Raw genomic sequence first — 19,736 nt, 5'->3', positions numbered from 1 at the left:
CTCGGGTAAGGAGCCACGTCATGAAGTCGCACCGCCACCGCGCTCGCGGAATGGCCTTTCTCCTCGCAGGACTGCTGTCTGCGCCGGCCGCCTTCGTCACCGCATGCAGTGACTCACCTCCGCCCGCGCCATCGCGCCCGGACTACGACTCGCTGAAAGCGCTGCTGCGGCCGCGAATCACCGAGGCCATGGCCGAGCAACAGATTCGCGGACTCAGCCTCGCCTTGGTGGACGGAAACGAAGTCGTCTGGGCCGAGGGCTTCGGCGTCGCCGATGAGGCCGCGGGGACGCCCGCCACCGCTGACACCGTGTACGAGGTCGGCTCGGTGGCGAAGGTGTTCACCGCGACCGCCGTCTTCCAACAAGGGGAGCGAGGCACGATGGACCTCGATGCGCCCATCGCGCGAAGCGTCCCGGGCTTCGCGCTGCAGCCGCGCTTTCCGAACGCGAGGCCCATCACCCTGCGCCACCTGATGACCCACCGGGCAGGCATTCCCCAACTGCTCGCGGGCTACTACGCCGAGGCCCCCCTCTCCCCCGCCGCCCGCGTCGAGGCACTCCGCCACGAGTCTCCGGCCTACCCTCCGGGCACCGTCTCCGCGTACTCCAACCTGGGCTTCGTCGTGGTCGGCCGGGCGGTGGAAGTGGCCACGGGCGAAGCGTTCAGCGACGCCTTGCGCCACACCGTCCTCGCCCCGCTGGGCATGACGAGTTCGTCATTCCGCTTGGAGCCGGACCTCGTGCCGAGGCTCGCCAAGGGCTACGGCGTCACGCCCGCCTCCGAGCTGCCACCCACGTGGCTGGAGAGCGAAGCCCCCGCGGGCAGCCTGCGCAGCACGGTGATGGACCAGACGCGCTTCCTGCGCATGCTCCTCGCGGGAGGGACGCTCGACGGCGCGACGATTCTCCGGCCGGACTCCATCGCCGCCCAGTGGAGTCCCCAGGCCGCGGATACGCCACTGGATCTCGACCTGCGCATCGGGCTGCCGTGGACGCTGGTGGAGCTGCCGCTGACCAACGGGAAGTCCGTGCGCTGGGTGGACCACTCCGGCAGCACCTTCCACTTTCAATCCGACCTCGCGCTGCTGCCCGACGAGGGGCTCGGCGTGGTGGTGCTGTCCAACACGGAGAACGCAGGGCCGCTGGTCGAGGCACTCGCGAGACAGGTGCTGGTGCTCGCGCTGAAGGCCAAGCGCGGGGTGACCGTCCAGGAGCCGCCCGCCGAGCCCCAGGTCCAACCCATCTCAAGGCCAGACACGGAACTCCGAGCCCTCGAAGGTCTCTATGCGACGGGGAATGGCCCCATGGCCGTGCACTTCGACAGCGGCAAGCTCACCACGCGGTTGGCAGACGCGGACGTGGAGCTGGTTCCGCACGAGCAAGGCTACTTCCGCGCCCGAACCGGAGACTCGTCCCTCTGGCTGTCCTTCCAGCGCATCGACGGGCATGACGTGATGATCGTCCACGGCGTCCCCTTTGGTCGGCTGCTCTGGGGCGAGCGCATCGAGCCCACGGCGATTCATCCTGCGTGGCACGCACGCCTGGGTCGCTTCGGCATCCCGCCCGGCGCGAAGCACGAGGCCATCGAGCAGGTGGTGCTGCGTGAGGAGCAAGGCCTCCTGTTCGCGGAACTCTCCGGGCCCGCGCTCGGTGACTCGAGCCTCGTCGGAGTGCTCCGCACGGAGGACAATGCGCATGCCGTGGCGGTGGGACTCGGACGCGGCATGAACGAAGTCGTGCGCGTCCAGCAAGAACCTGGGGGAGAGGCCCTGTACGTCAAGGGCATCCGATTGCCCCGGAGGCCAGACGTGCCTTGAGCCACCGCCAGGGATTACGACGTCGTGGAGACGCGACGCAATTCGTAATCTCCAGCGTTGAAGCCACTTCCCGAGGAGTTGAAGAAGCTGGACGTGTACATCTTCTTGACGTGCTCGTTGGCGATCTTGTTCAGGTCGGACGGGTTGGGAACTTCCCACTCGGCGGTGTTCGCGTCCATGAATCGGCACGTGGTGTCTGTCTTGTGCATTCCCACCACGTGCCCGGATTCATCGCCATCCCACTTGAAGTCTTTCTTCGGCGTCATGCTCAGGCGGTAGTACCCGTTCTCCAGAGGCGTCGATGCCAGGTTGGTGGCAAGCTCGCTCATGGTTCCCTTGTGGACCAACTCGCCGCGGCGCATGTGGTTGCTCACGGCGTCGAGTTCCTTCTCGTAGTTGTCGAGCTTGTCGTAGCTGGCATTGAGCTTGCCCACCAGATCCTTCACTTCAGGCGAGGTATCCCCGTGGGTCTTGAGCGCAGTCTCCAACTCACCCTTCAACTTCTTGGCTTGGGCGACCTCGGTCTTGATGTTGGACGCCAGCTCACTCTTGAGATTGGTGATCATCTCTGCTTCCTGATGCTGGCCAATGATCAGGTTGCCAAACTTGTGCTCCACCAACTCGGAGAACGCCTCCACGCCTTTGGCCGCACTCGGGGCGGCTTCGTTCATGCGGATCCACTGCGTCGTCATGTAGCTGCAAACCCCTTCAGAGCCCTCGGCGAAGGCACTCTTGACCTCCGGGTTGGACATGATGGGGTTCTGACTCTGATCGATGTAGTGGAGCACCTTCGCACTGGGGACCTGCTGATTGATGGCGTCGCAGATCTTCTTGATGTGCGGCGAAGGCTCGATGCGCGTCTGAGGATTCAGGGTGCGGCGCATCTCCTCGGCGCCCTGCTGAAGCTTCGTCAGGTCCGCGCTGTTGCGCCGCTGGAGGACAGCAGGCTTCTTCGCCGCCTTGTTCAAGCCCACGGCGGCATGGTCGAGGGTGGACTCCATGTGGGGCTTGCCCGCCTGAACAGCGGGGTCCTTCTTCCCCGCATAATCGTCCTTCTTCGCCGGTGTCGTGGTCTCGGCGGGCTTCGTCTCATGGGCCTTCGTCGCCGCCTGCGCCGTCTCCGTCTCGGCCGCCTTGGGCTGCTGCGTCTGGGTCGTTCGCGGGGGAGTGAAGACGGACGGCTTGTTGTTGACGTTCGTGGGGGCCATGGGTCCTCAGGGGGCGAGCACGGGAACTGCGCGAAGCATAGGTGTGACCACGGTGCATTCCAACGCAAGGCTGCATGCGTCCCCCGGCCACCCCCTGGCGCAATTTCTACCCGCCAGGCTCCGCGAGCAGTTCTTCGGCCATCGCCTATCCACTCTCATTGCAATAGACGCCGGACTGTCCGTACTGCCAAGTAACCCGCATGGAGCGGGCGGTCAGGAGGCAGACAGGATGAAGACCTTGCGCTGGGCGCTGTGCATGTCGGTATTCGCGGTCGTCGGGTGCGGCGGTGCCGCCATGGAGATGGAGCCCGAGACCACCGGAGAGGCGAGCCAGACCGAGGCGCCCGCCGGTGACGTGTCGCAGTCCGCCGTGACGTGCACGGATACCTACGGCGAGTGTCGCGTCGGGCAGTGCGAGCTGGGCCCCAACGACCACTTCCAGATCTACACCCACACGTGTTGCACGGCGGCCGGCGCCTGCACCACCCAGCGCATCCGCCTCTGCGGCTGCTGAGCTGAACCGAGCGGGACTTTCACGCGCCATCGCGTGGAAGTCCCCTCCCTCGTCGTGCACCCACGAGCGGCGGCGCTCGTGGGCTCATTGCTCCCGGAGCTTCACGCGCCGGGAGCGCTCGAACGTTCGCCACAGGAGCGCGTCGTAGAAGCCCGGCGTGGTGGGCACGAGCGTCTCGCTCCCCAACTCCACCGGCCCGTTGAACTCTCCAGCGAGCACGAGCGCTCCAGCCGGTTCGCGCGCCAGGCTCGTGAAGGACAGATGGCCTCCGGGGAACGTGCGAACCCAAACACGTGCACCACCCTGGGTCTGGAGTTCACTGACATAAAGATAGAGCGGCGCCGTGGAGGGCAAGGGCCCCGTTCCAACGTCATCGCCCGGAGCCGCCGGCCCGAGCAGCGTCACGGTTCCCGCGGCGTCGCCTCGCACCCGCCACAGCCAGGTGCCCAAAGTCTGGCCCCAGACCTCGGTGCCCTCTCGCGTCATCGCGAGCACCACGCCGGAGGCTCCGTCAGGGCGCGCGATGAACGGGCGGCCGGCGAACTCGAACTGGCCGGCATATCGCCCGCCCATCACCACCCTGCGCCCCACCACGTCGACCGTGTCGAAGCGAGTCAGGTCGGTCATCGACTCCAGCGTGCGAGACCACACATGCGCGCCCGTCGGTGTGAATCGCGCGACCACGGCGGTCTCGGTCCCGGGGCGCACGGGGTGAAGCACTCCGCCACCGAAGTCCGCGTCGCCATCGAAGGAGCCCACCACGTAGAGATGGTCGAGCGCGTCGACGGCCACGCCTCCGAAGGTGCTGCTGTCCTGCGTGTCGAAGACGCGGTCCCACCGCCACGTGCCGTTGCGTGAGTACTTCACGATGAACCCTTCAATCGGAGAGGCCTCGCGAGGTCCGCCGCCAAAGTCCGCTGGGCCGTCCACGCCTCCCGCGAGGATGAGGTCGTCATGGGAGTCGACGACGAGCCCGGGAGAGCCATCGAAGCTGCCGCGCAACGGCCGAACCCAGCGCACCGCGCCCTCCGAGGAGAACTGCGCCAGGAAGAACCCTTGGAGCGAGTGCCCACCGAGCTCCATTGGATCCGACGAGAAGCCGCGCACGGTGACGTTCCGGTGGCGGTCCGCGACCACGACCTCCAAGTACGTCTCCGGGAACAAGGTTCCCGGCGCGGAGCCAAAACCGCGGGCCCACAGCAGGTGGCCATCACGCCCGTACTTCGCGATGAAGGCGTTGGTGCCGTTCTCGGAGACGACGGCGGGCAATGGGCCACCACCGAGGTCCGGAGCGCCCTCGTAGGTGCCCACGAGGATGCTGCACCCCGCCGCATCCGTGGCCACGTCGGAGGCATACGTGTCGTGGAACGGGGTCCCAACGGACCGGCGGATCCAGGTCAACTCTTCGTGGTGCTCGGTCCCCGTCGCCGTGGCGTCAGGGGGCAAGGAGTCGGGTTCGAGCGGCGGTTGCGCCCACGGCCCGCAACCCGCACCGAATACGACGACACCGAGGAGGAAGAGCACAACTCGCATGATGAACCCTCGCGCCAAGGACCGAGCCTCCCGGTCGGCGCGAGGTTTCCCGATGACCCACCCAGCGAACAGCCGTGCCTGGGTCGCACGTCACCGTCCCATCGGAACACCCGTCAGCGCGCAAGAGCGAGCCAGGGTCCACCGTACGGCACTGCACTCCAGACAACGCATCGCCCTCCATTTCCCCCCGATGAACTGGCACCATGCGGCTTCTCGCATTCCGAGGAACCCTTGGACTTCCGACTCATCAATACTGAGGACACCATCAGTCGGCTGCTCGCCCTCATCCGCGACGCGCGTGACCGAGTGGTGCTGGTGAGCCCCTATACAACCTTGGCAGCAGAGGATCGGGTTGGCCGAGCGCTGAGTGAGGCACTCGCCCGCAAAGTGAAGGTGATGCTCTTCGTTCGCGAGGATGACCAAACACAGCCTCGCAAGGATTGGCTCGAAGCACTCCAGCCACTCCTCAAGGCCGGACTGCGGCTCTATGGAGTGCCGGGCCTGCACGCCAAACTGTATCTCTCTGAGTCGACGGCACTCGTGACGTCGCTCAACCTGCTCGCCTCGTCCTTTCTCAACACCATTGAAGTGGGCCTGTGCTCACACGACAAAGAGGCGGTGAAGCAGGCGGAAGCCTTCATCCGGCGCGAAATCGTCCCCCACGCGCGCCAGTCAACCGCGCGAGAGAAGAAGGCCCCCAGGCCCGCGCCCCCTGCCGCTGCGCGGCGCACCCGAACAACGGGCTACTGCATTCGATGCGCAGAGGAGATCACGCTGAAGGCAGACAAACCCTATTGCAGGGACTGCTACGACGAATGGGCGGACTGGGGCAATCCAGACTACCAGGATGATTTCTGTCACTCCTGCGGCAGTGATCACCCGTCCAGCATGAACAAGCCACTCTGCCGGGACTGCTATCGCGCCATTGGATGAACTGGCAGCGCCGGCGTCACTGGTCCAGGACGGTGTCCAGACCACGATGCTCGCCCACCAGCGTGGGCACCTTGCGAATCGCCAGGAGTGCTCCGTCCACGTTGGGGCGCGCGCTGCTTCCTGCCGTGTGCTTCAGGCGGGCGCACCTTCGACAATCGGCCCGGCCGTTCCCGGGCCGTGCCGCTCGGCGCGTCTGGCTTTCCCTCGTAGGCGCAGTCGATTTCGGAGCCCGCTCATCCCGTGGCTCCTGCCAGACAGACCTTCAGCGCCATGTCATCCTCCTGAGTCGCGCCGCTCCCCGTCGAGGCAGGGCATGCCCCCGCCCTTCACCAGTGAGCCCGCTTTGCACCTCGCTCCTCCGGTGAAGCGGCACTGGCCAAGTCCGTCGTAGGGCACTCGAGGACACGCGGCCCTATCGGCGCCGCAGGATGGCGCGCGCTGGAGCCCCGTCACCCCCTTCGAGGCGCAAAGGCAGACACACCAGGTCATAGGTGCCCGCCGGCACCTGGGAGAGCACCAAGCCCTCGATGATGCACACCCCCGCGTCGAGCAGCGCCCGATGCGTGGGCTCGCCCTCCTCCGCGCTGCCGATGGACAGGTAATCAATGCCCACCGTGCGCACGCCCAGCCCCGCGAGGTAGCGCGCGCCGTCCAAGGACAGGTACACGAAGTCTGGCCGGAACTCCGCGCGCGGCCAGTCACGCGACGAGTTCGCCGTGCGGAACAAGATGCGCTCCCCCGCCTGGATGTCGTGGCGGCGCAACTCCTCCACCCGGATGGCGCGTGGATCCGAGATCTCCAGCACCCGCGCCACGCCCACCGTGCTCACCAGTGGGAGTGAGTCCACGCCCGCCGCTCCAGGGATGAAGTGGACGGGCGCGTCGACATGCGTCCCCGTGTGCACGCCCAGCGAGATCTTGGACACGTTGGCGTCATCGCCCCGTGACAGGGACAACGTCCGAGTGACATTCACCTCTGGGTTGTCCGGCCAATGCAACATCCCATCTCGCAGGGGCACGGAGATGTCCTTCCACTCCTGCTCGCCCGTGCGTGTGTCCGTGATGGCAGCGGTCTCCATGAGACTCCATGCTGCGCATCCACGTGGCGCCCCGCGTCCTCCCGCGTGAAGCTCCGCCCCCTTGCTCGGCCAGGAGGCCACGGGCCGGTCGCTCCCGACCTTGACGCTCCCCCACCGCTTGACTCGGCGCGCGCGGAGCTCGCCGAGCTGACGGCAGACGCGGAGCGCCGTCGTCGCGTGGTAGTGAATGCGCTCCTGTCGACGTGGGCCCGACCGTCCAACCCGGTGCGCACCTCGCCGGCGGAGCGCGGGGCCATCGTTCGCGGCCCCTCGGACGAATTGGGGGACATCATCGTCGAGTTCGGGCAACTGCTGGCGCTGCGCAACGCCCTGTTCCCCACCGATCCGGGTTCGAGGCCGTGCCCATGGCCACCGCGCGCACCGCGTTCCGCCAGACGCTGCGCGAGCATCGCGACCTCTATGTCCCCAGGTCGTCTCCCAGTGGTGCAGTCCCGATGTGATCGTCATGGAGTTCATCCCGGGCGTCTTCATGAGCAAGCTGCTGCATACGAAGGAGACCGCCCCCGACAAGTCGCCTGCCACTCAAGCCACGTCTCGAGTGGTTGCATGACAGCCACCTGGATGATTCCATCCGGGCCCTGCCACGCTTCGCATGGTGGGAAGGACTGCTGGCGCTCGCGCTGACCACCCAGGCCTTCCGCAGCACAGGCCGGGTCGCCGCCCGCATCCACGAGACCGCGAGATGACTGCCGACACACGCACGAGCAACGACCCACGGGGGATTGTCCTCCTCTTCGGAGGACAGGGCTCGCAGCTCTACCGGATGGGTGAGGAACTCTTCCAGCGCAACGCCACGTTCCGGCACTGGATGGAGCGCGGCGACGCGCTGCTCCGCCCCATCACCGGGCGCTCCATCCTCCACGAGCTATACGAAGTCGAGCATCGGGCCAGCGAGAACTTCGACGACCTGGAACTCACCCACCCCACCATCTTCCTCTACGAGTACGCGCTGGCCTCCGCGCTCATCGAGGCCGGCGTGCGCCCCGCGGCGGTGCTGGGCGTAAGCCTGGGCGAGGCGGCAGCCTGCGCCATCGCGGGTGTGCTCGCGTTCGACGACATCGTCCCCGCGCTGGGAAGACAGGCCATCGCGCTGAACCGCGGCTGCCGCGCGGGCGGCATGTTCGCCGTCATCGCGAATCCCAAGACCTTCACGGACTCGCCCGTGCTGGGCCGGCGCGCCACGTTGGCTGGCGTGCTCGGGCCCACGCATTACGTCATCGCCGTCCCCGACATGTGGATGGCCGACGTCGAGGCGCACCTGCGCGCCCAGGACCTGCTCTACAGCCGGCTCCCCGTTCGCCAGCCGTTCCATTCGAGCTGGGTGGAGCCGCTCCCTCCCGACGTGGAAGCCGCGCTCGCTCCGCTGCGGTTCATGCCGCCCCAAGTCCCGGTGTACTCCAGTCGGACCGCGGGCCCCGTCGAGCAGCCCACCGCCACGCACCTGCTGCGCGCGGCGCTCGACCCCATGCGCCTGCGCGACACCGTCCTCCGCATCGAAGCGCGAGGACCGTTCCGGTACGTGGACGTCACCCCCTCGGGAACGATCGCCAACCTCGTCAACGCGAACGTGCGCGGCTCTGCCTCCAGCGTCCAGGCCATCGGCTCGCCGTTCGGCCGCGAGGCCGCCGCGATGGACCGCGTGCTCGACAAGCTCCGAGCCGCTTGAGGTGCAAGGCCGCTACGCGGCCACGAAGCGGTGCAGCGTGCTTGGGACGAGGGGCGCGAGGAACCTGCTCGCGTCCAACTCCTCGACCACGGGCGCGGGCTGACACGCGAGCCACTGGATGGACGCTGTCCACCGCGCGGGTCGGCGGATCTGCCCGGACAGACACTCGTGTAGCCCTTGCGCCGCGCGCCCGCAGACTCCAGTCCCTCAACGGCCTCGGCCGCGCCTGAGAGGAGCAGGATCATGGGATCGCACTTGAAGCTCGCGAGCTTGAACGACCGCGGCGTCACGCCTCGCCACGCCGCCGCGGAGTCGTGCGCTTCGAGCGTGTGAAGCGAGTCGAGCGACAATCGGCATGACGGACCCACCCCGTGCGCTGAGCCATCAGCCCGGTGGCCACCCGCGCGAACGTCGTCCTCCCCGAGCCGTTGCGGCCAATAAGGCTAGGCGAGCGAAGAGCTCCACGATGCGCCCCTGACGCATGTGGATGAGCTTGTCGAGGACTCCAGCCAGGCAATAGAGCCGATGCTCCGCGACGTGATGAAGAACCGCGACCGCGGATCCCGGAGCACGCTCCCCACGCGCTGCCCGATGGACCACGGACTCGCGTCCTGGCCTTGCCGCGCGGTCCCGGGCCTCCAGCGTCAGCGAGACGTCCTCCAAGCCATCGCTGTCGCCGCCCTGGGACTTCAAGCCGAGCCCGGCGAGCCGGATGCCACGTCAATCCACGCGCGCACCTCGCGCGCGAAGTCGAGTGCAGAAACGTGGGCCACGGCAACTGTGGCGCGGAGCGCAATCGCACCCACAAGCGCGGTGAGATTCGAGCAAGCAGGAGACGAATTGTGTCGTGTCAGCGGACTTGTCGGCGCGGCGTGGCCGTTCCGCGCTCGACTCGGTCTTTTCCCCCGGGGAGGGCGCCACCGCGAACGTCGCGGTGACGAACATCGTCTCGTCTCACTTGAGGAGGATCTCGATGCGCATGCGGCCAATGAACTCGACCGTTGTCCTGGGGGCGCTGTTCGCGCTGCTCGCCAGCGGATGTGGTGGGAGTGCCGGGGCGGACTCCGAATTGGGCACGGGAGGCGCCAACCTGGGGGCCACGCCCGGCGTCGCGAACAACGATGGGCGCGGCGCCACGGACGGTGGCTCGGGAGGCACCGAGCACGTGACCGTGTGCCACATTCCGCCGGGCAATCCCGCCAATGCGCACACCATCACCGTGGGCGAGCCCGCCGTGAAGGCGCACCTGCGCCACGGCGACACCCTGGGCGCTTGCGGCGGCGACGCCGGCACGCCGACCGACGGGGGAAGCTCCGAGGTGGATGCGGGCTCCGGCGGCGGAGAAGACGCGGGCTCGGCCTGCCTCCCGCAAGGCGCCGAGTGTGATTCCCAGGGCGGCTCGACCTGCTGCGACCGAATGGTGTGCATCGAGGGGCAGTGTTCGCCGGTCCTCGGCTGATGCCTCCCCCGTAGCACCCAAGACTCACGCCCCCACTCTTGTTTCAAGCGGTACCACCCACGCGGGCAGCTCACCGAGCCGCCCGCGCATCATCTGAGTCATTGCCCATGACCAACCTGCGACACCTCGCTTCCTCCCTTCTGCTGGCGACGAGCCTCCTGTGCATCGCGGCCTGTGGTGACAGCTCCAAGGCGCGTGTCACCGTGAAGCTCACCGATGCGCCGGGCGACTCGTTCGAGAAGGCCGTGGTGACCATCTCGAAGGTCTATCTGAAGGGGAGCACCGAGGGCGATTCCAAGGGCGACGTCGTCCTCTTGGACTCGCCGGTGACGACCAACCTGCTCACGCTGGCCAACGACGCCGCGGACCTGGTGAAGGACGCCGAGGTCCCCACCGGGACCTATCGCGAGATGCGCTTCGTCATCACGGGAGGCTACGTCCAGGTCAAGCAGTCGTCGGGCGAGAGCCGTGTCTACGCGACGTCCGCGAACTACGAGGGCCTGCCCGCCGGCACGCACGTGGACGGGGAGCTTCAGATGCCGAGCGCCGCCAGCTCCGGCCTCAAGGTCAAGTTCGACAAGGACGCCGACGTCACCATCACGAGCGAGGACACGCAGAAGGTCATCCTCGTGGACTTCGACGTGGCCCAGAGCTTCGGGCATGTGGCGGGCAACTCCGATCGCTGGGTGATGGGACCGGTCATCAAGGGCGCGGACCTGCAGTTCTCGGGCAACGTGAAGGCCACGCTGCGCCTGGGTGCGGGCGTGACGCTCCCCGGCGTGGGCGATGCACAGGTCCAGCTCAGCGCGTTCTCCGCGGTGCTGACCAACGAGCTGGGCAGCAAGGAGACCCTCGCCTTCGCCGCGGGCACGGATGGCGTCTACGTGGCGGACTTCAAGTTCCTGCTGCCGGGCAGCTATCAGGTGGATGTGGTGGCGCCCACGGGCGTGAGCTTCGCCACGGAGCCGGCCCATCCGCTGACCGCCACGGTCGGCTCGGGCGCGGAGTCCTCGGCCGCGTTCACGTTGACCTCGGTGGCGCGCTAGCCATTGAAGCGCTTCGGCTCGCGGAGCCAATTCCGCGGGCCGAAGCAGTCGTCATGTCTCCGCTCGAAAGTTGCGCCCGAGTCCCGGACTCGTGCCCATGTAGTGGCGAAAGACATAGAGCAGCGGCTGCCACTGCTCGACGTCCACATGGTGAGTCCCGGGCACGGTGATGCGCTCGTGCGCATGCACCCGAGTCACCCGCAGCTCGACGATGGCGAACCCTGGATCGACTTCCCCCGGAAGCGCGGTCGCCGGGTGGACGTTCAGCAGGACGGCCTCCAGTTGCAGCGGACACTCACCCACGCGAGGCGGGGCCACGGTCTCTGAAGCGATGGGCGTGAAGCCCGCGCGCTGGAACTTGCGCGGCTCGTGGGAGTACCCCATCGCGAGCTTTGCCTCGGGCACGGGATTGCGGCCCGTGGTGGGCGCCAAGGCCTCCACCTGAGACCACTGTGCCGCACTGGGCAGGTTGACCACGGCCTCACGCGTGCGCTTCAGGTTCGCCAGGCCCTGCCCCATGTCGCCCAGCCCCAGCACCAACCGATCGTCCAAGGCCCACGCGGAAGACAACGGGCTCAGGTTGGGAGAACCATCCTCCTGGAGCGTGCTCAGCAGCACCACGGGAGTGCCGAAGTAGAGGATGCGAGGAGCAATCACACGATGAGGGGGAAGCACGGTCATGCGCGCTTCCCTACGGCCCGCGTGGACTGAGATGTTTCGGCCCATGCCGAAGCATCCTCGCCCGCAGGTGGCCCAGCCTCGCGCCATGCCCCACCCTGTCGACCTGGCGCACCTGGCGTCGCTCATCGGAGACCCCGCGCGAGCGATGATGCTGTCGCGCCTCATGGAAGGGCCCGCCCGCACGGCAGGCGAGCTGTCACGCGACGCGCGCATCTCGCCGCAGACCGCGAGCGGACACCTCTCGAAGCTCCTGAGCGGCGGGCTCCTGGGCGTGGAGGCCCAGGGGCGTCACCGCTACTACCGTCTCGCGGGCCCGGAGGTGGCACGTGCGCTGGAGGCGCTCGGCCTGCTCGTCCCCCTGCGTGCCGCGCCCGTGAGCACGCCAGAGCCGCTGCGCTTCGCGCGGACCTGCTACGACCATCTGGCGGGTACGCTGGGCGTCGCCCTCGCGGAAGGGATGGAGCGACGCGGACTCCTGGAGGCCAGCGAGGACGGCTTCGCCTTGACGCCCCCGGGCACAAACTTCGTCGCCCACTGGGGCGTGGACCTGGAGTCCTTGTCGCGAGGCAAGCGCGCGTTCGCGAAGCGCTGCCTCGACTGGAGCGAGCGCCGCGCCCACATCGGTGGTGCGCTGGGCGCCGCGCTGGCGGATCGCCTGTTCGCGATGCGGTGGCTCGCGCGGCGCACGGAAGGCCGAGGCGTGAGGCTCACCGTCGAGGGACGACAGGGCTTCGAGCGCGAGCTGGGCCTGTCCTGGCCGTGAGCCAACCCGTCCCTCACGAGCGGCGAGCTACCGCCCCCACTTCCCCTCGCCCGCACATGCCTTCAAGACCCAGCGCAGGTGCTCGTCGAAGTCAAAGGTGCAGCTCGAAGTGTCCGGAGCATCGCTCAGCAGCCACGACGCCAGGTCATAGTCGTCGTGGTAGGCCTGAATGATGAGCGGGCCCGAGGGCTGACGCAGCCCCGTGTCGAAGCTGTAGAAGTTATTCACATACGGGTCCGCGATGTATTGGAACGGAACGAGCCGTCGCCGGACCTCCAGTTCGAGGAGGGCCGCCTCTCGCTCATCCTCTTCGTCGCCGAACGAGTCCTCTTCCACGAAGGTCTTGAAGCCCTCGTGGAACTCCAGCACCTCGGAGGGGCTCAGCATCCGGGCCTGCTCGATTCCGGCACGGTCGGTCACGCGGAGGAGGCCATGCTGCGCGACGAAGCGCAGATATGAGGCAGGGAGCAGCTCGCCCAAGGTCCGCTCCAGCTCGCGAAGCGCGGTCCCGTCCACGGGAGTCAGCTCAAGGACCTTGATGGGGAGGTCCGTCTCCCGCGCCAATCGCGCCCAGAGTTCCTCAATGGCCTCCATTGCACTCACCACGTCCCATGCTCCTTGCGATGCGCCCGGGCGAGGTTGACCCGGATGCGATGAAAGTCACTGCGGCATCCTACGAGCTGTCTCGCGGGGTGCCAGAGGGTCCGCGCCCGACGGGCTGGACCAAGTCGAGTGCCGCGCGGAGCAGAGGAAGTGCCCCTTCTCGGATGCGAGTGGAGAGCTGCTCCTCCTCGACAGGACTCAATGCGCGACACGCCGAGGGAAAAGCCAACTCCAGATCGACTCGAACATCAAGGACGACTTCTTCGAGGAGCGGCTCCAATGGCCCGCGCCCCCACTTGGACAACGCGCTGGCGATGCGTGCGGGGTTGATCAACCGCTGCGCCCAGGAACCCAACGCATCGACAGACAAGGGCTGGTTGGGATTCCACGCCGCGCTCTCATCAAAGCGCCCCTCGTTGAACTCTTCGATCTTCCGCTTGCTGGAGGCACGGACGCTCGGAGGCGCGGGCAGCTCGCTCTTGATGACGACGCCCTCCGCGATGTTCACCTCGAGCGAGGGCAACCCCAGCATCGCCGGAACGAGGGAGGGACTGCGCGTGGGAACGGCCGCGACCTCGGCACGGGTTCCGCGGCGAAGCACAGGAGGCGTCATCAAGCCCGCCGCGAGGGCAGCGGCCTCCAGGTCTCGGTGAGCGACGAGGAGTCCTTCATCCTCATCCGAGCGGGCAATGAGCACATCGAAGGGAGCCCAGTGCAACGCAGGGGAATACCAGATGCCCGTCTGCACGGCGGAGAGTCCCGGGACCGGAGGAACCTCCGGATGCGGATAATGACCGCCGAAGAGTTCGCCGTAGAAGTACACGCGGGACTGCTCGGCCCGCAGGGCCTGGACCATGAGGCGAGCACCGTCACCCAAGCGCGCTCGCAGCAACTGCCAGCCGAAGAACGGCTCGTCGTCACTCAGCCACGCCTTGCGCTTGCCGAAGTGAACCTCTCCGGCCTGGACGGCAATCACGAGCTGGGCGCCGTGGATCTTCTCCAGGGCAATCCAAGGGCCACCGGGGCTGGGCTGTGACCGGTTCTCACCGGCAGCAGGCATCTTGGCATAGGGACGAAAGAGCATGGTCGGCACCACGGGCAGGAGCGTGAGCGAGGTGGGCCCACGAGCCCACCAAGAAAAGACCGCCCGCCGACTCAGCCCACGCGCGGTTCCTGAAAGGGGCCCATCAACGGAGCTGCTCTGCCAACGCGATGATGATCTCCGAGGGGCCTCGGACGTAGCAGAGCCGATAGAGGTCCTCGTAGTCCGCCACCTCGCCAACGAGCTCGGCGCCATGCTTGCGCAGGCGGCCCAGGACTTCCGCCAGGTCGTCGACGGCGAACATGATGCGACGGATGCCCAGCGTGTTCACGGGCGCGGTCTTCGGCTCGGCGTAGGTCGCCGCGGGGTGGTGGAACTTCGACAGCTCCAACCGGCTGTGGCCGTCCGGGGTTCGCATCATCGCGATGTCGGCGCGGGCGTCGTCGAGACCGATGACGCGATCCACCCAACGCCCCTCGACGGAACTCTCCCCCTCCAGCTCCATCCCCAGTTCGACAAAGAAGGCAATCGCAGCCGAGAGGTCCTCGACCACGATGCCGATATTGTCCATGCGCCGAAGTGCCATGTCCTCGACCATACCCGATGGGTGTGCGTCCTCCACGCGCGTGGACGCGATGCGAGCCCAGCGTCCGCCACACCATCGTCGGTCACGCCAGCGTGAACGTCTTCGGACCCCGGGGTCTCGGCGCTATCATGGCGCGCCCGCAGAGGAGCAGCTGCGAGCCGGGCCTCGTTGCCACAACGGCCCCGAGCGACCTCCCAGAATCTTCCACCACGACTTCAGAGCGGATCGTGATGCACTACTTGAGCCTCACCGGCGAATTCAAAGCGTCCCACGCGGTCACGTTCCCGGATGGCCAGCGCGAGCCCCTGCACACGCACGACTGGTGGGTCCGAGTCTGGGTGAAGGCGCCAGCACTGAACCACTGGGACGTCATCCTCGACTTCAAGGACCTCCAGAGCATCATCGAGCGCGTGTGCCGGGAGCTGCACGACTCGAACCTCAACGAGCACCCCCACTTCAAGACGGTGAACTGCACCGCCGAGCGCGTCACCGAGTACGTGTTCAAGCAGGTGGAATCGGGCCTGCCCGAGGGAGTGATTCTCGACCGCGTGTTCCTGCGTCGGACCGGCGGCGAGCTGCCCGAGGCCGAGTACGCCCACGCACGGGACTGACCGCCGAGGCCCACGCCTCACTCCGCGCTCGCCTCGCGGAAGCGGGGCGGTTAGAACCGCTCCCTGCATGGCGCCTCCTGGCCTCCCGTCCCCCGCTCCCCCGTCCCCCGACTCCGGAGGTGGGGGCGTTCGCGTGAAGGTCGAGGGCCTGCGCCGCACCTTCCCGGGCAACGTCAGCGTGCTGGCCGGGCTGGACCTGGACGTGGCGCCCGGTTCGTTCGTGGCGCTGCTCGGCCCCTCGGGGTGCGGCAAGTCCACGCTGCTGCGACTGGTGGCCGGACTGGACCAAGCCGAGGCCGGGCACGTCTCCTTCACCCCGACGCTGGAGCGCACCCCGGGCGAGCGAGCCCCCATCGCCTACGTCTTCCAGGACGCGCACCTGCTGCCTTGGCGCTCGGTGTTGGACAACGCGGCGCTGCCCCTCGAGCTGACCGGCGTGCCCCAAGCGGAGCGGCAGGCCGCCGCACGCGCGGTGCTCGAACAGGTAGGGCTCGGGGATGCCACGGACCGCTACCCCGCAGAGCTGTCTGGCGGCATGCGCATGCGCGCGTCACTGGCGCGAGCGCTCGTCACCCACCCTCGCCTGCTGCTGCTGGACGAGCCCTTCGCGGCCCTGGACGAACTGACCCGCGGCCGGCTGGATGATCAACTCCGCGCCCTGTGGCGCAAGCTGGGGATGACCGTGCTCTTCGTCACCCACTCCATCTCCGAGGCCGCCTACCTGGCCGAGCGGGCCGTGGTCCTGTCACGACGACCCGCGCGGGTGGTGCTGGACCGAACGCTAGAGCTGCCCGCGGAGCGCAACGCATCCCTGCGCACCGAGGCCGCCTTCGCTCGCGAGGCCCGCCTGCTCAACGAGGCACTGGAACAAGGAGAGCGCTGGTGAACCGCTCGACCCTTCGCGCGGCGCTTCCCCCGCTGGTGGCGCTCGTCGTTCTTCTGGCCCTGTGGGAAGCAACGGTGCGCCTCTTGGAGGTTCCGCGCTGGCTGGTGCCCCCGCCGTCTGCGATTGGAATGGCGGGAGCCCACGAGGCCCGTGCGCTCTTCGGTGGTGCGCTCACCACGGGCCGCTCCGCGCTGGTGGGGTTCGGATTGAGCGCGGTGCTGGGCGTGCTCGTGGCCGTCCTCCTCGCCTCCTCGCGGATGGTGGAGCGCGCGCTGTATCCCTACACGCTCTTCTTGCAGACGGTGCCTATCGTGGCCATCGCGCCCCTGCTGGTGCTGTGGTTTGGCCCGGGCCCACGAGCCGTCGCGGTGTCGTCCTTCATCGTGTCGCTGTTCCCGGTCATCGCGAACACGCTCACGGGGCTGCGCTCGGTGGACCCAGCGCTGAGGGACATGTTCCGCCTCTATGGCGCGCGGCGGCTCGCCACGCTGTGGAAGCTGGAGCTGCCCGCGGCAATGCCCCACCTGTTCACGGGGCTGCGTATCGCCTCGGGCCTGTCTGTCATTGGCGCCATCGTGGGCGAGTTCGTCGCGGGCTTCGCCGAGGGCTCGGCGGGGCTGGGCATCCTCGTCCTGGGCGCGTACCGTCAACTGCGCACGGATCTGCTGTTCGCCGCGGTGCTGGCGGCCTCGGCGCTGGGATTGGTGTTGTTCGGTGCGGTGAGCCTCACGGGTGCGCGGCTGCTGCGGCGCTGGCATCCATCGGCGCAGGGAACATGACTCGCTTGGGAGGGATTGGAACGTGAGCGGACGCCTCGTGAAACTGTTGGGTTGCGCGGTGCTTCTCGTGGCCGCGGGAGCATGCTCGCGTCAGAAGGAGGAGTCCCAGCCGGGCTCCCAGGCCGCCACGGCGGAGAGCACCCCCACGCCCAAGCCAACCACTCCGGCCAAGGTGAAGCTGGCGCTCAACTGGGTGCCGGAGCCCGAGTTCGGCGGGTTCTACGCCGCGAGGGAGTCAGGAGCCTTCGCGCGCCAGGGACTCGACGTGGAGATCCTCGGCGGTGGTGCCGGCGCCCCGGTGCAGCAGATGGTGGCCACGGGCCAGGCGGAGTTCGGAATCAGCGGCGCGGATGAAATCCTCACCGCGCGGGCCCGGGGCCTGGATGTGATTCCGTTGTTCGCGGTGTACCAGACGTCGCCGCACGCGATCATGGCCCACGCCTCGCGAGGGGCGAAGAACATCGCGGACGTGCTGTCCTCGGGCACGGTGGCGCTGGAGCCGGGCCTCTCGTACGTGGCCTATCTCAAGAAGAAGTACGGCTTCGACAAGGTGAAGGTGGTGCCCTACGACGGAGGCGTCGCGCGCTTCCTCGCGGACAAGAACTTCGCCCAGCAGTGCTTCGTCACCGCCGAGCCCCTCGCCGCGAAGCGCCAGGGCGCCACCCCGGCGGTGTTCCTGGTGGCCGAGGAGGGCTTCAATCCGTACCTCGCCGTGGTCATCACCCGGCGCCAGTACTGGAAGGAGCAACCCGAGCGAGTGAAGGCCTTCGTGGCCGCGGTGCGCGAGGGCTGGCGGACCTACCTGGACAACCCAGGCCCGACCAACGCGGTGATGGCCAAGCTGAACACGACCATGGACGCGGAGACCTTCGCCGCGGCGGCCGAGGCCCAGAAGCCACTCATCGACACGGAAGCCACGCGGGCCCAAGGGCTCGGAACGATGAGCCGCAAGCGCTGGGAGCAGTTGGCTCAGCAACTCGTGGATCTCGGCACCATCGAGCAGGCTCCCGCCCCGGATGACTACCTGGTGCCAGAGTTCGTCAGCGCACGCGACTGAGAAGGCGCGAAGCGGCAGCAGCCGATAGTGACATGCCCTAGGATTTTCGGACCACCTGAAGCTTGAGAGAATGCCGCTCCGGGTACGACGGAGGCAGGCGGTGAAGAAGAGTCGGTTCAGCGAAGCGCAGATGGTCGCGATTCTGCGCGAGGCGGAGCGGACAGCAGTCCCGGAGACAGCTCGCCGACGAAGTCGAGGTGGAGCTATACCAGCACACCGTCGAGCGAGTCGGGGCCTTCTCGAGGACCCGCGACTTCGCCCGGTTCATCGCACAGACCGAGGGCACGCCGCAGAAGCTATGTTTCGCAACCTGCGCCGGGCCTCGAATGAAAATTTCGGGGGACCTTCGCCAAATGGCCGCCAGCGCGTGACTAGCGGCAGGACTCAACGGGGAATCCGCAGCGCTGGAGACTACAGCTTTGGCGCCATGATTGAGCTATTGCTGATCAAAAGCACGGTACAGACGTTTGCGGCATCCCATTGAAACTGGATATAGCTACTGTCCGTGATTGACCTGACCGTCTCTATCATTCTCGGGTCCGTCGAATTACAAGCACCATACACACCACTGCTTGTCATCGCCCTGCACGAAACCCGATAGAGGCCGGGCCGAACTTCGGTATCACAAGCAATCTGCTGAAGCGTATCGGGTGAGTTTCGAGCACTCCCCATAGAACCCATGGCGGTTCGGCTCGCGATGTCGACATACACTTGATAGTCGATTTTTTGACCTGCGATAGCAACTCCACCCAGAAGCACAGATCCAAACAAAACAACTGCGCGCATCGAGTTCATTACGGCCCTCTCTTTTCAGGCATTGGGACTGAAGGACGTCAGTCCACATTCGACTATGGCCGCATCCGACATTTCGTCAACAAAATGCTTTCAATAGTATCCTGGCCTTGCCGCTTTCTTGCGCGACAAGCTGGAAGTCAAAACTGTACCGCACCTGATTGTTGAGACACCAGATTGGTAGCAATCAGGCTGCTTGCCGTTGCATGAACTCCCGCCGGGCCTGAGTCTGCGAGGGGAAGTCATGGCGCTCCAGCAGCCAGTGCTCGACGGCGGCGAAAGAGCGCACCCAAAGGAGCTGCTCCTTGAGGGTACTGATGAAGCGCTCAGCGCAGCCGTTGCCTACGGGGCTGCGGACGAAAGAGGGACTGGAGACCGTCTGACCTGCCTGGATTCTTCGGGCCACTGATTACGAGAGAGGTTCCGTCTGGGATGGGTTGGGTACCACTGCTTCGCACTTCCGTCGAAATTCCAGAGGCGTGAGGTAGCCGAGGCTGGAGTGTGGCCGGACCTGGTTGTAGTGCTGCCGCCAGGCTTCGATGACAGCCTTGGCCTCCGCCCTGGAGCGAAACCATTCCATACTGAGGCACTCGTCGCGAAGGCGTCCGTTGAAACTCTCATCGGTGCCGTTCTGCCAGGGCTTGCCGGGTGCGATGTGCGC

General features: G+C 67.1%; 19 protein-coding genes. 11 read left to right on the top strand and 8 right to left on the bottom strand.

All coding sequences use genetic code 11. From position 1 onward, the window contains the following. Positions 1-20: 20 nt before the first annotated feature. Positions 21-1,817, top strand: a complete 1,797-nt coding sequence (locus JGU66_25580; protein MBJ6764160.1) for a beta-lactamase family protein — start codon at positions 21-23, stop codon at positions 1,815-1,817. Between the two features lie 14 nt (positions 1,818-1,831). On the opposite strand, the gene JGU66_25575 is transcribed toward JGU66_25580, so the two are convergent. Continuing rightward, a complete protein-coding gene (locus tag JGU66_25575; protein ID MBJ6764159.1) occupies positions 1,832-3,025 on the bottom strand; it encodes a hypothetical protein in 1,194 nt (397 codons plus the stop codon). 229 nt (positions 3,026-3,254) lie between these two features. Between JGU66_25575 and JGU66_25570 the strand changes: the two genes are divergently transcribed. Beyond that, the gene (locus tag JGU66_25570) at positions 3,255-3,539 is read left to right on the top strand and encodes a hypothetical protein (GenBank protein ID MBJ6764158.1); all 285 of its coding nucleotides are present in this window, start codon (positions 3,255-3,257) and stop codon (positions 3,537-3,539) included. Between the two features lie 84 nt (positions 3,540-3,623). On the opposite strand, the gene JGU66_25565 is transcribed toward JGU66_25570, so the two are convergent. Further along, entirely contained in the window at positions 3,624-4,985 is a 1,362-nt protein-coding gene (locus JGU66_25565) for a hypothetical protein (protein ID MBJ6764157.1), read from the bottom strand. 318 nt (positions 4,986-5,303) lie between these two features. On the opposite strand from JGU66_25565, the gene JGU66_25560 reads away from it, so the two are divergent. Next, the gene (locus tag JGU66_25560; GenBank protein ID MBJ6764156.1) at positions 5,304-6,005 is read left to right on the top strand and encodes a phospholipase D family protein; all 702 of its coding nucleotides are present in this window, start codon (positions 5,304-5,306) and stop codon (positions 6,003-6,005) included. Positions 6,006-6,417: 412 nt separating this feature from the next. Here JGU66_25560 and JGU66_25555 read toward each other — a convergent pair whose 3' ends face one another. Next, entirely contained in the window at positions 6,418-7,083 is a 666-nt protein-coding gene (locus JGU66_25555; GenBank protein ID MBJ6764155.1) for a cyclase family protein, read from the bottom strand. A gap of 703 nt (positions 7,084-7,786) precedes the next feature. On the opposite strand from JGU66_25555, the gene JGU66_25550 reads away from it, so the two are divergent. The 3 genes from JGU66_25550 to JGU66_25540 all read left to right on the top strand — a co-directional run bounded on the left by JGU66_25550 (position 7,787) and on the right by JGU66_25540 (position 11,275). After that, positions 7,787-8,770, top strand: coding sequence for an acyltransferase domain-containing protein (locus JGU66_25550; protein MBJ6764154.1), 984 nt, complete (start codon positions 7,787-7,789; stop codon positions 8,768-8,770). Positions 8,771-9,743: 973 nt separating this feature from the next. Further along, a complete protein-coding gene (locus tag JGU66_25545) occupies positions 9,744-10,229 on the top strand; it encodes a hypothetical protein (protein MBJ6764153.1) in 486 nt (161 codons plus the stop codon). A 107-nt stretch (positions 10,230-10,336) separates the two neighbouring features. Next, a complete protein-coding gene (locus JGU66_25540) occupies positions 10,337-11,275 on the top strand; it encodes a DUF4382 domain-containing protein (GenBank protein ID MBJ6764152.1) in 939 nt (312 codons plus the stop codon). Positions 11,276-11,326: 51 nt separating this feature from the next. Here JGU66_25540 and JGU66_25535 read toward each other — a convergent pair whose 3' ends face one another. After that, entirely contained in the window at positions 11,327-11,956 is a 630-nt protein-coding gene (locus tag JGU66_25535) for a flavin reductase family protein (GenBank protein MBJ6764151.1), read from the bottom strand. Positions 11,957-12,041: 85 nt separating this feature from the next. On the opposite strand from JGU66_25535, the gene JGU66_25530 reads away from it, so the two are divergent. Next, positions 12,042-12,719 carry a helix-turn-helix transcriptional regulator gene (locus JGU66_25530; GenBank protein ID MBJ6764150.1) on the top strand — a complete coding sequence of 226 codons (678 nt, stop codon included), beginning with the start codon at positions 12,042-12,044 and terminating at the stop codon, positions 12,717-12,719. 27 nt (positions 12,720-12,746) lie between these two features. Here JGU66_25530 and JGU66_25525 read toward each other — a convergent pair whose 3' ends face one another. The 3 genes from JGU66_25525 to JGU66_25515 form a co-directional block, all read right to left on the bottom strand. Continuing rightward, complete coding sequence (locus JGU66_25525) at positions 12,747-13,325, bottom strand: SMI1/KNR4 family protein (protein ID MBJ6764149.1); 579 nt, start codon at positions 13,323-13,325, stop codon at positions 12,747-12,749. Between the two features lie 67 nt (positions 13,326-13,392). Continuing rightward, positions 13,393-14,406, bottom strand: coding sequence for an RNA ligase (locus JGU66_25520; GenBank protein MBJ6764148.1), 1,014 nt, complete (start codon positions 14,404-14,406; stop codon positions 13,393-13,395). A 103-nt stretch (positions 14,407-14,509) separates the two neighbouring features. Further along, on the bottom strand, positions 14,510-14,950 hold the full coding sequence (locus tag JGU66_25515) for a VOC family protein (protein MBJ6764147.1): 441 nt from the start codon (positions 14,948-14,950) through the stop codon (positions 14,510-14,512). Positions 14,951-15,180: 230 nt separating this feature from the next. On the opposite strand from JGU66_25515, the gene JGU66_25510 reads away from it, so the two are divergent. The 4 genes from JGU66_25510 (at position 15,181) to JGU66_25495 (ending at position 18,283) form a co-directional block, all read left to right on the top strand. Continuing rightward, positions 15,181-15,561 carry a 6-carboxytetrahydropterin synthase gene (locus tag JGU66_25510; protein ID MBJ6764146.1) on the top strand — a complete coding sequence of 127 codons (381 nt, stop codon included), beginning with the start codon at positions 15,181-15,183 and terminating at the stop codon, positions 15,559-15,561. A gap of 133 nt (positions 15,562-15,694) precedes the next feature. Then, a complete protein-coding gene (locus tag JGU66_25505; protein MBJ6764145.1) occupies positions 15,695-16,447 on the top strand; it encodes an ABC transporter ATP-binding protein in 753 nt (250 codons plus the stop codon). After that, the gene (locus JGU66_25500) at positions 16,444-17,226 is read left to right on the top strand and encodes an ABC transporter permease (GenBank protein ID MBJ6764144.1); all 783 of its coding nucleotides are present in this window, start codon (positions 16,444-16,446) and stop codon (positions 17,224-17,226) included. The genes JGU66_25505 and JGU66_25500 overlap by 4 nt, the downstream gene beginning before the upstream one ends. 22 nt (positions 17,227-17,248) lie before the next feature. Next, a complete protein-coding gene (locus JGU66_25495) occupies positions 17,249-18,283 on the top strand; it encodes an ABC transporter substrate-binding protein (GenBank protein ID MBJ6764143.1) in 1,035 nt (344 codons plus the stop codon). A gap of 1,201 nt (positions 18,284-19,484) precedes the next feature. On the opposite strand, the gene JGU66_25490 is transcribed toward JGU66_25495, so the two are convergent. Continuing rightward, a partial coding sequence (locus JGU66_25490) for a transposase (protein MBJ6764142.1) occupies positions 19,485-19,736 on the bottom strand: 252 nt, incomplete at its 5' end.

It is taken from the genome of Myxococcaceae bacterium JPH2, assembly GCA_016458225.1.
Lineage (GTDB): Bacteria > Myxococcota > Myxococcia > Myxococcales > Myxococcaceae > Citreicoccus.
This window is presented reverse-complemented; position numbering and strand designations above follow the sequence as displayed.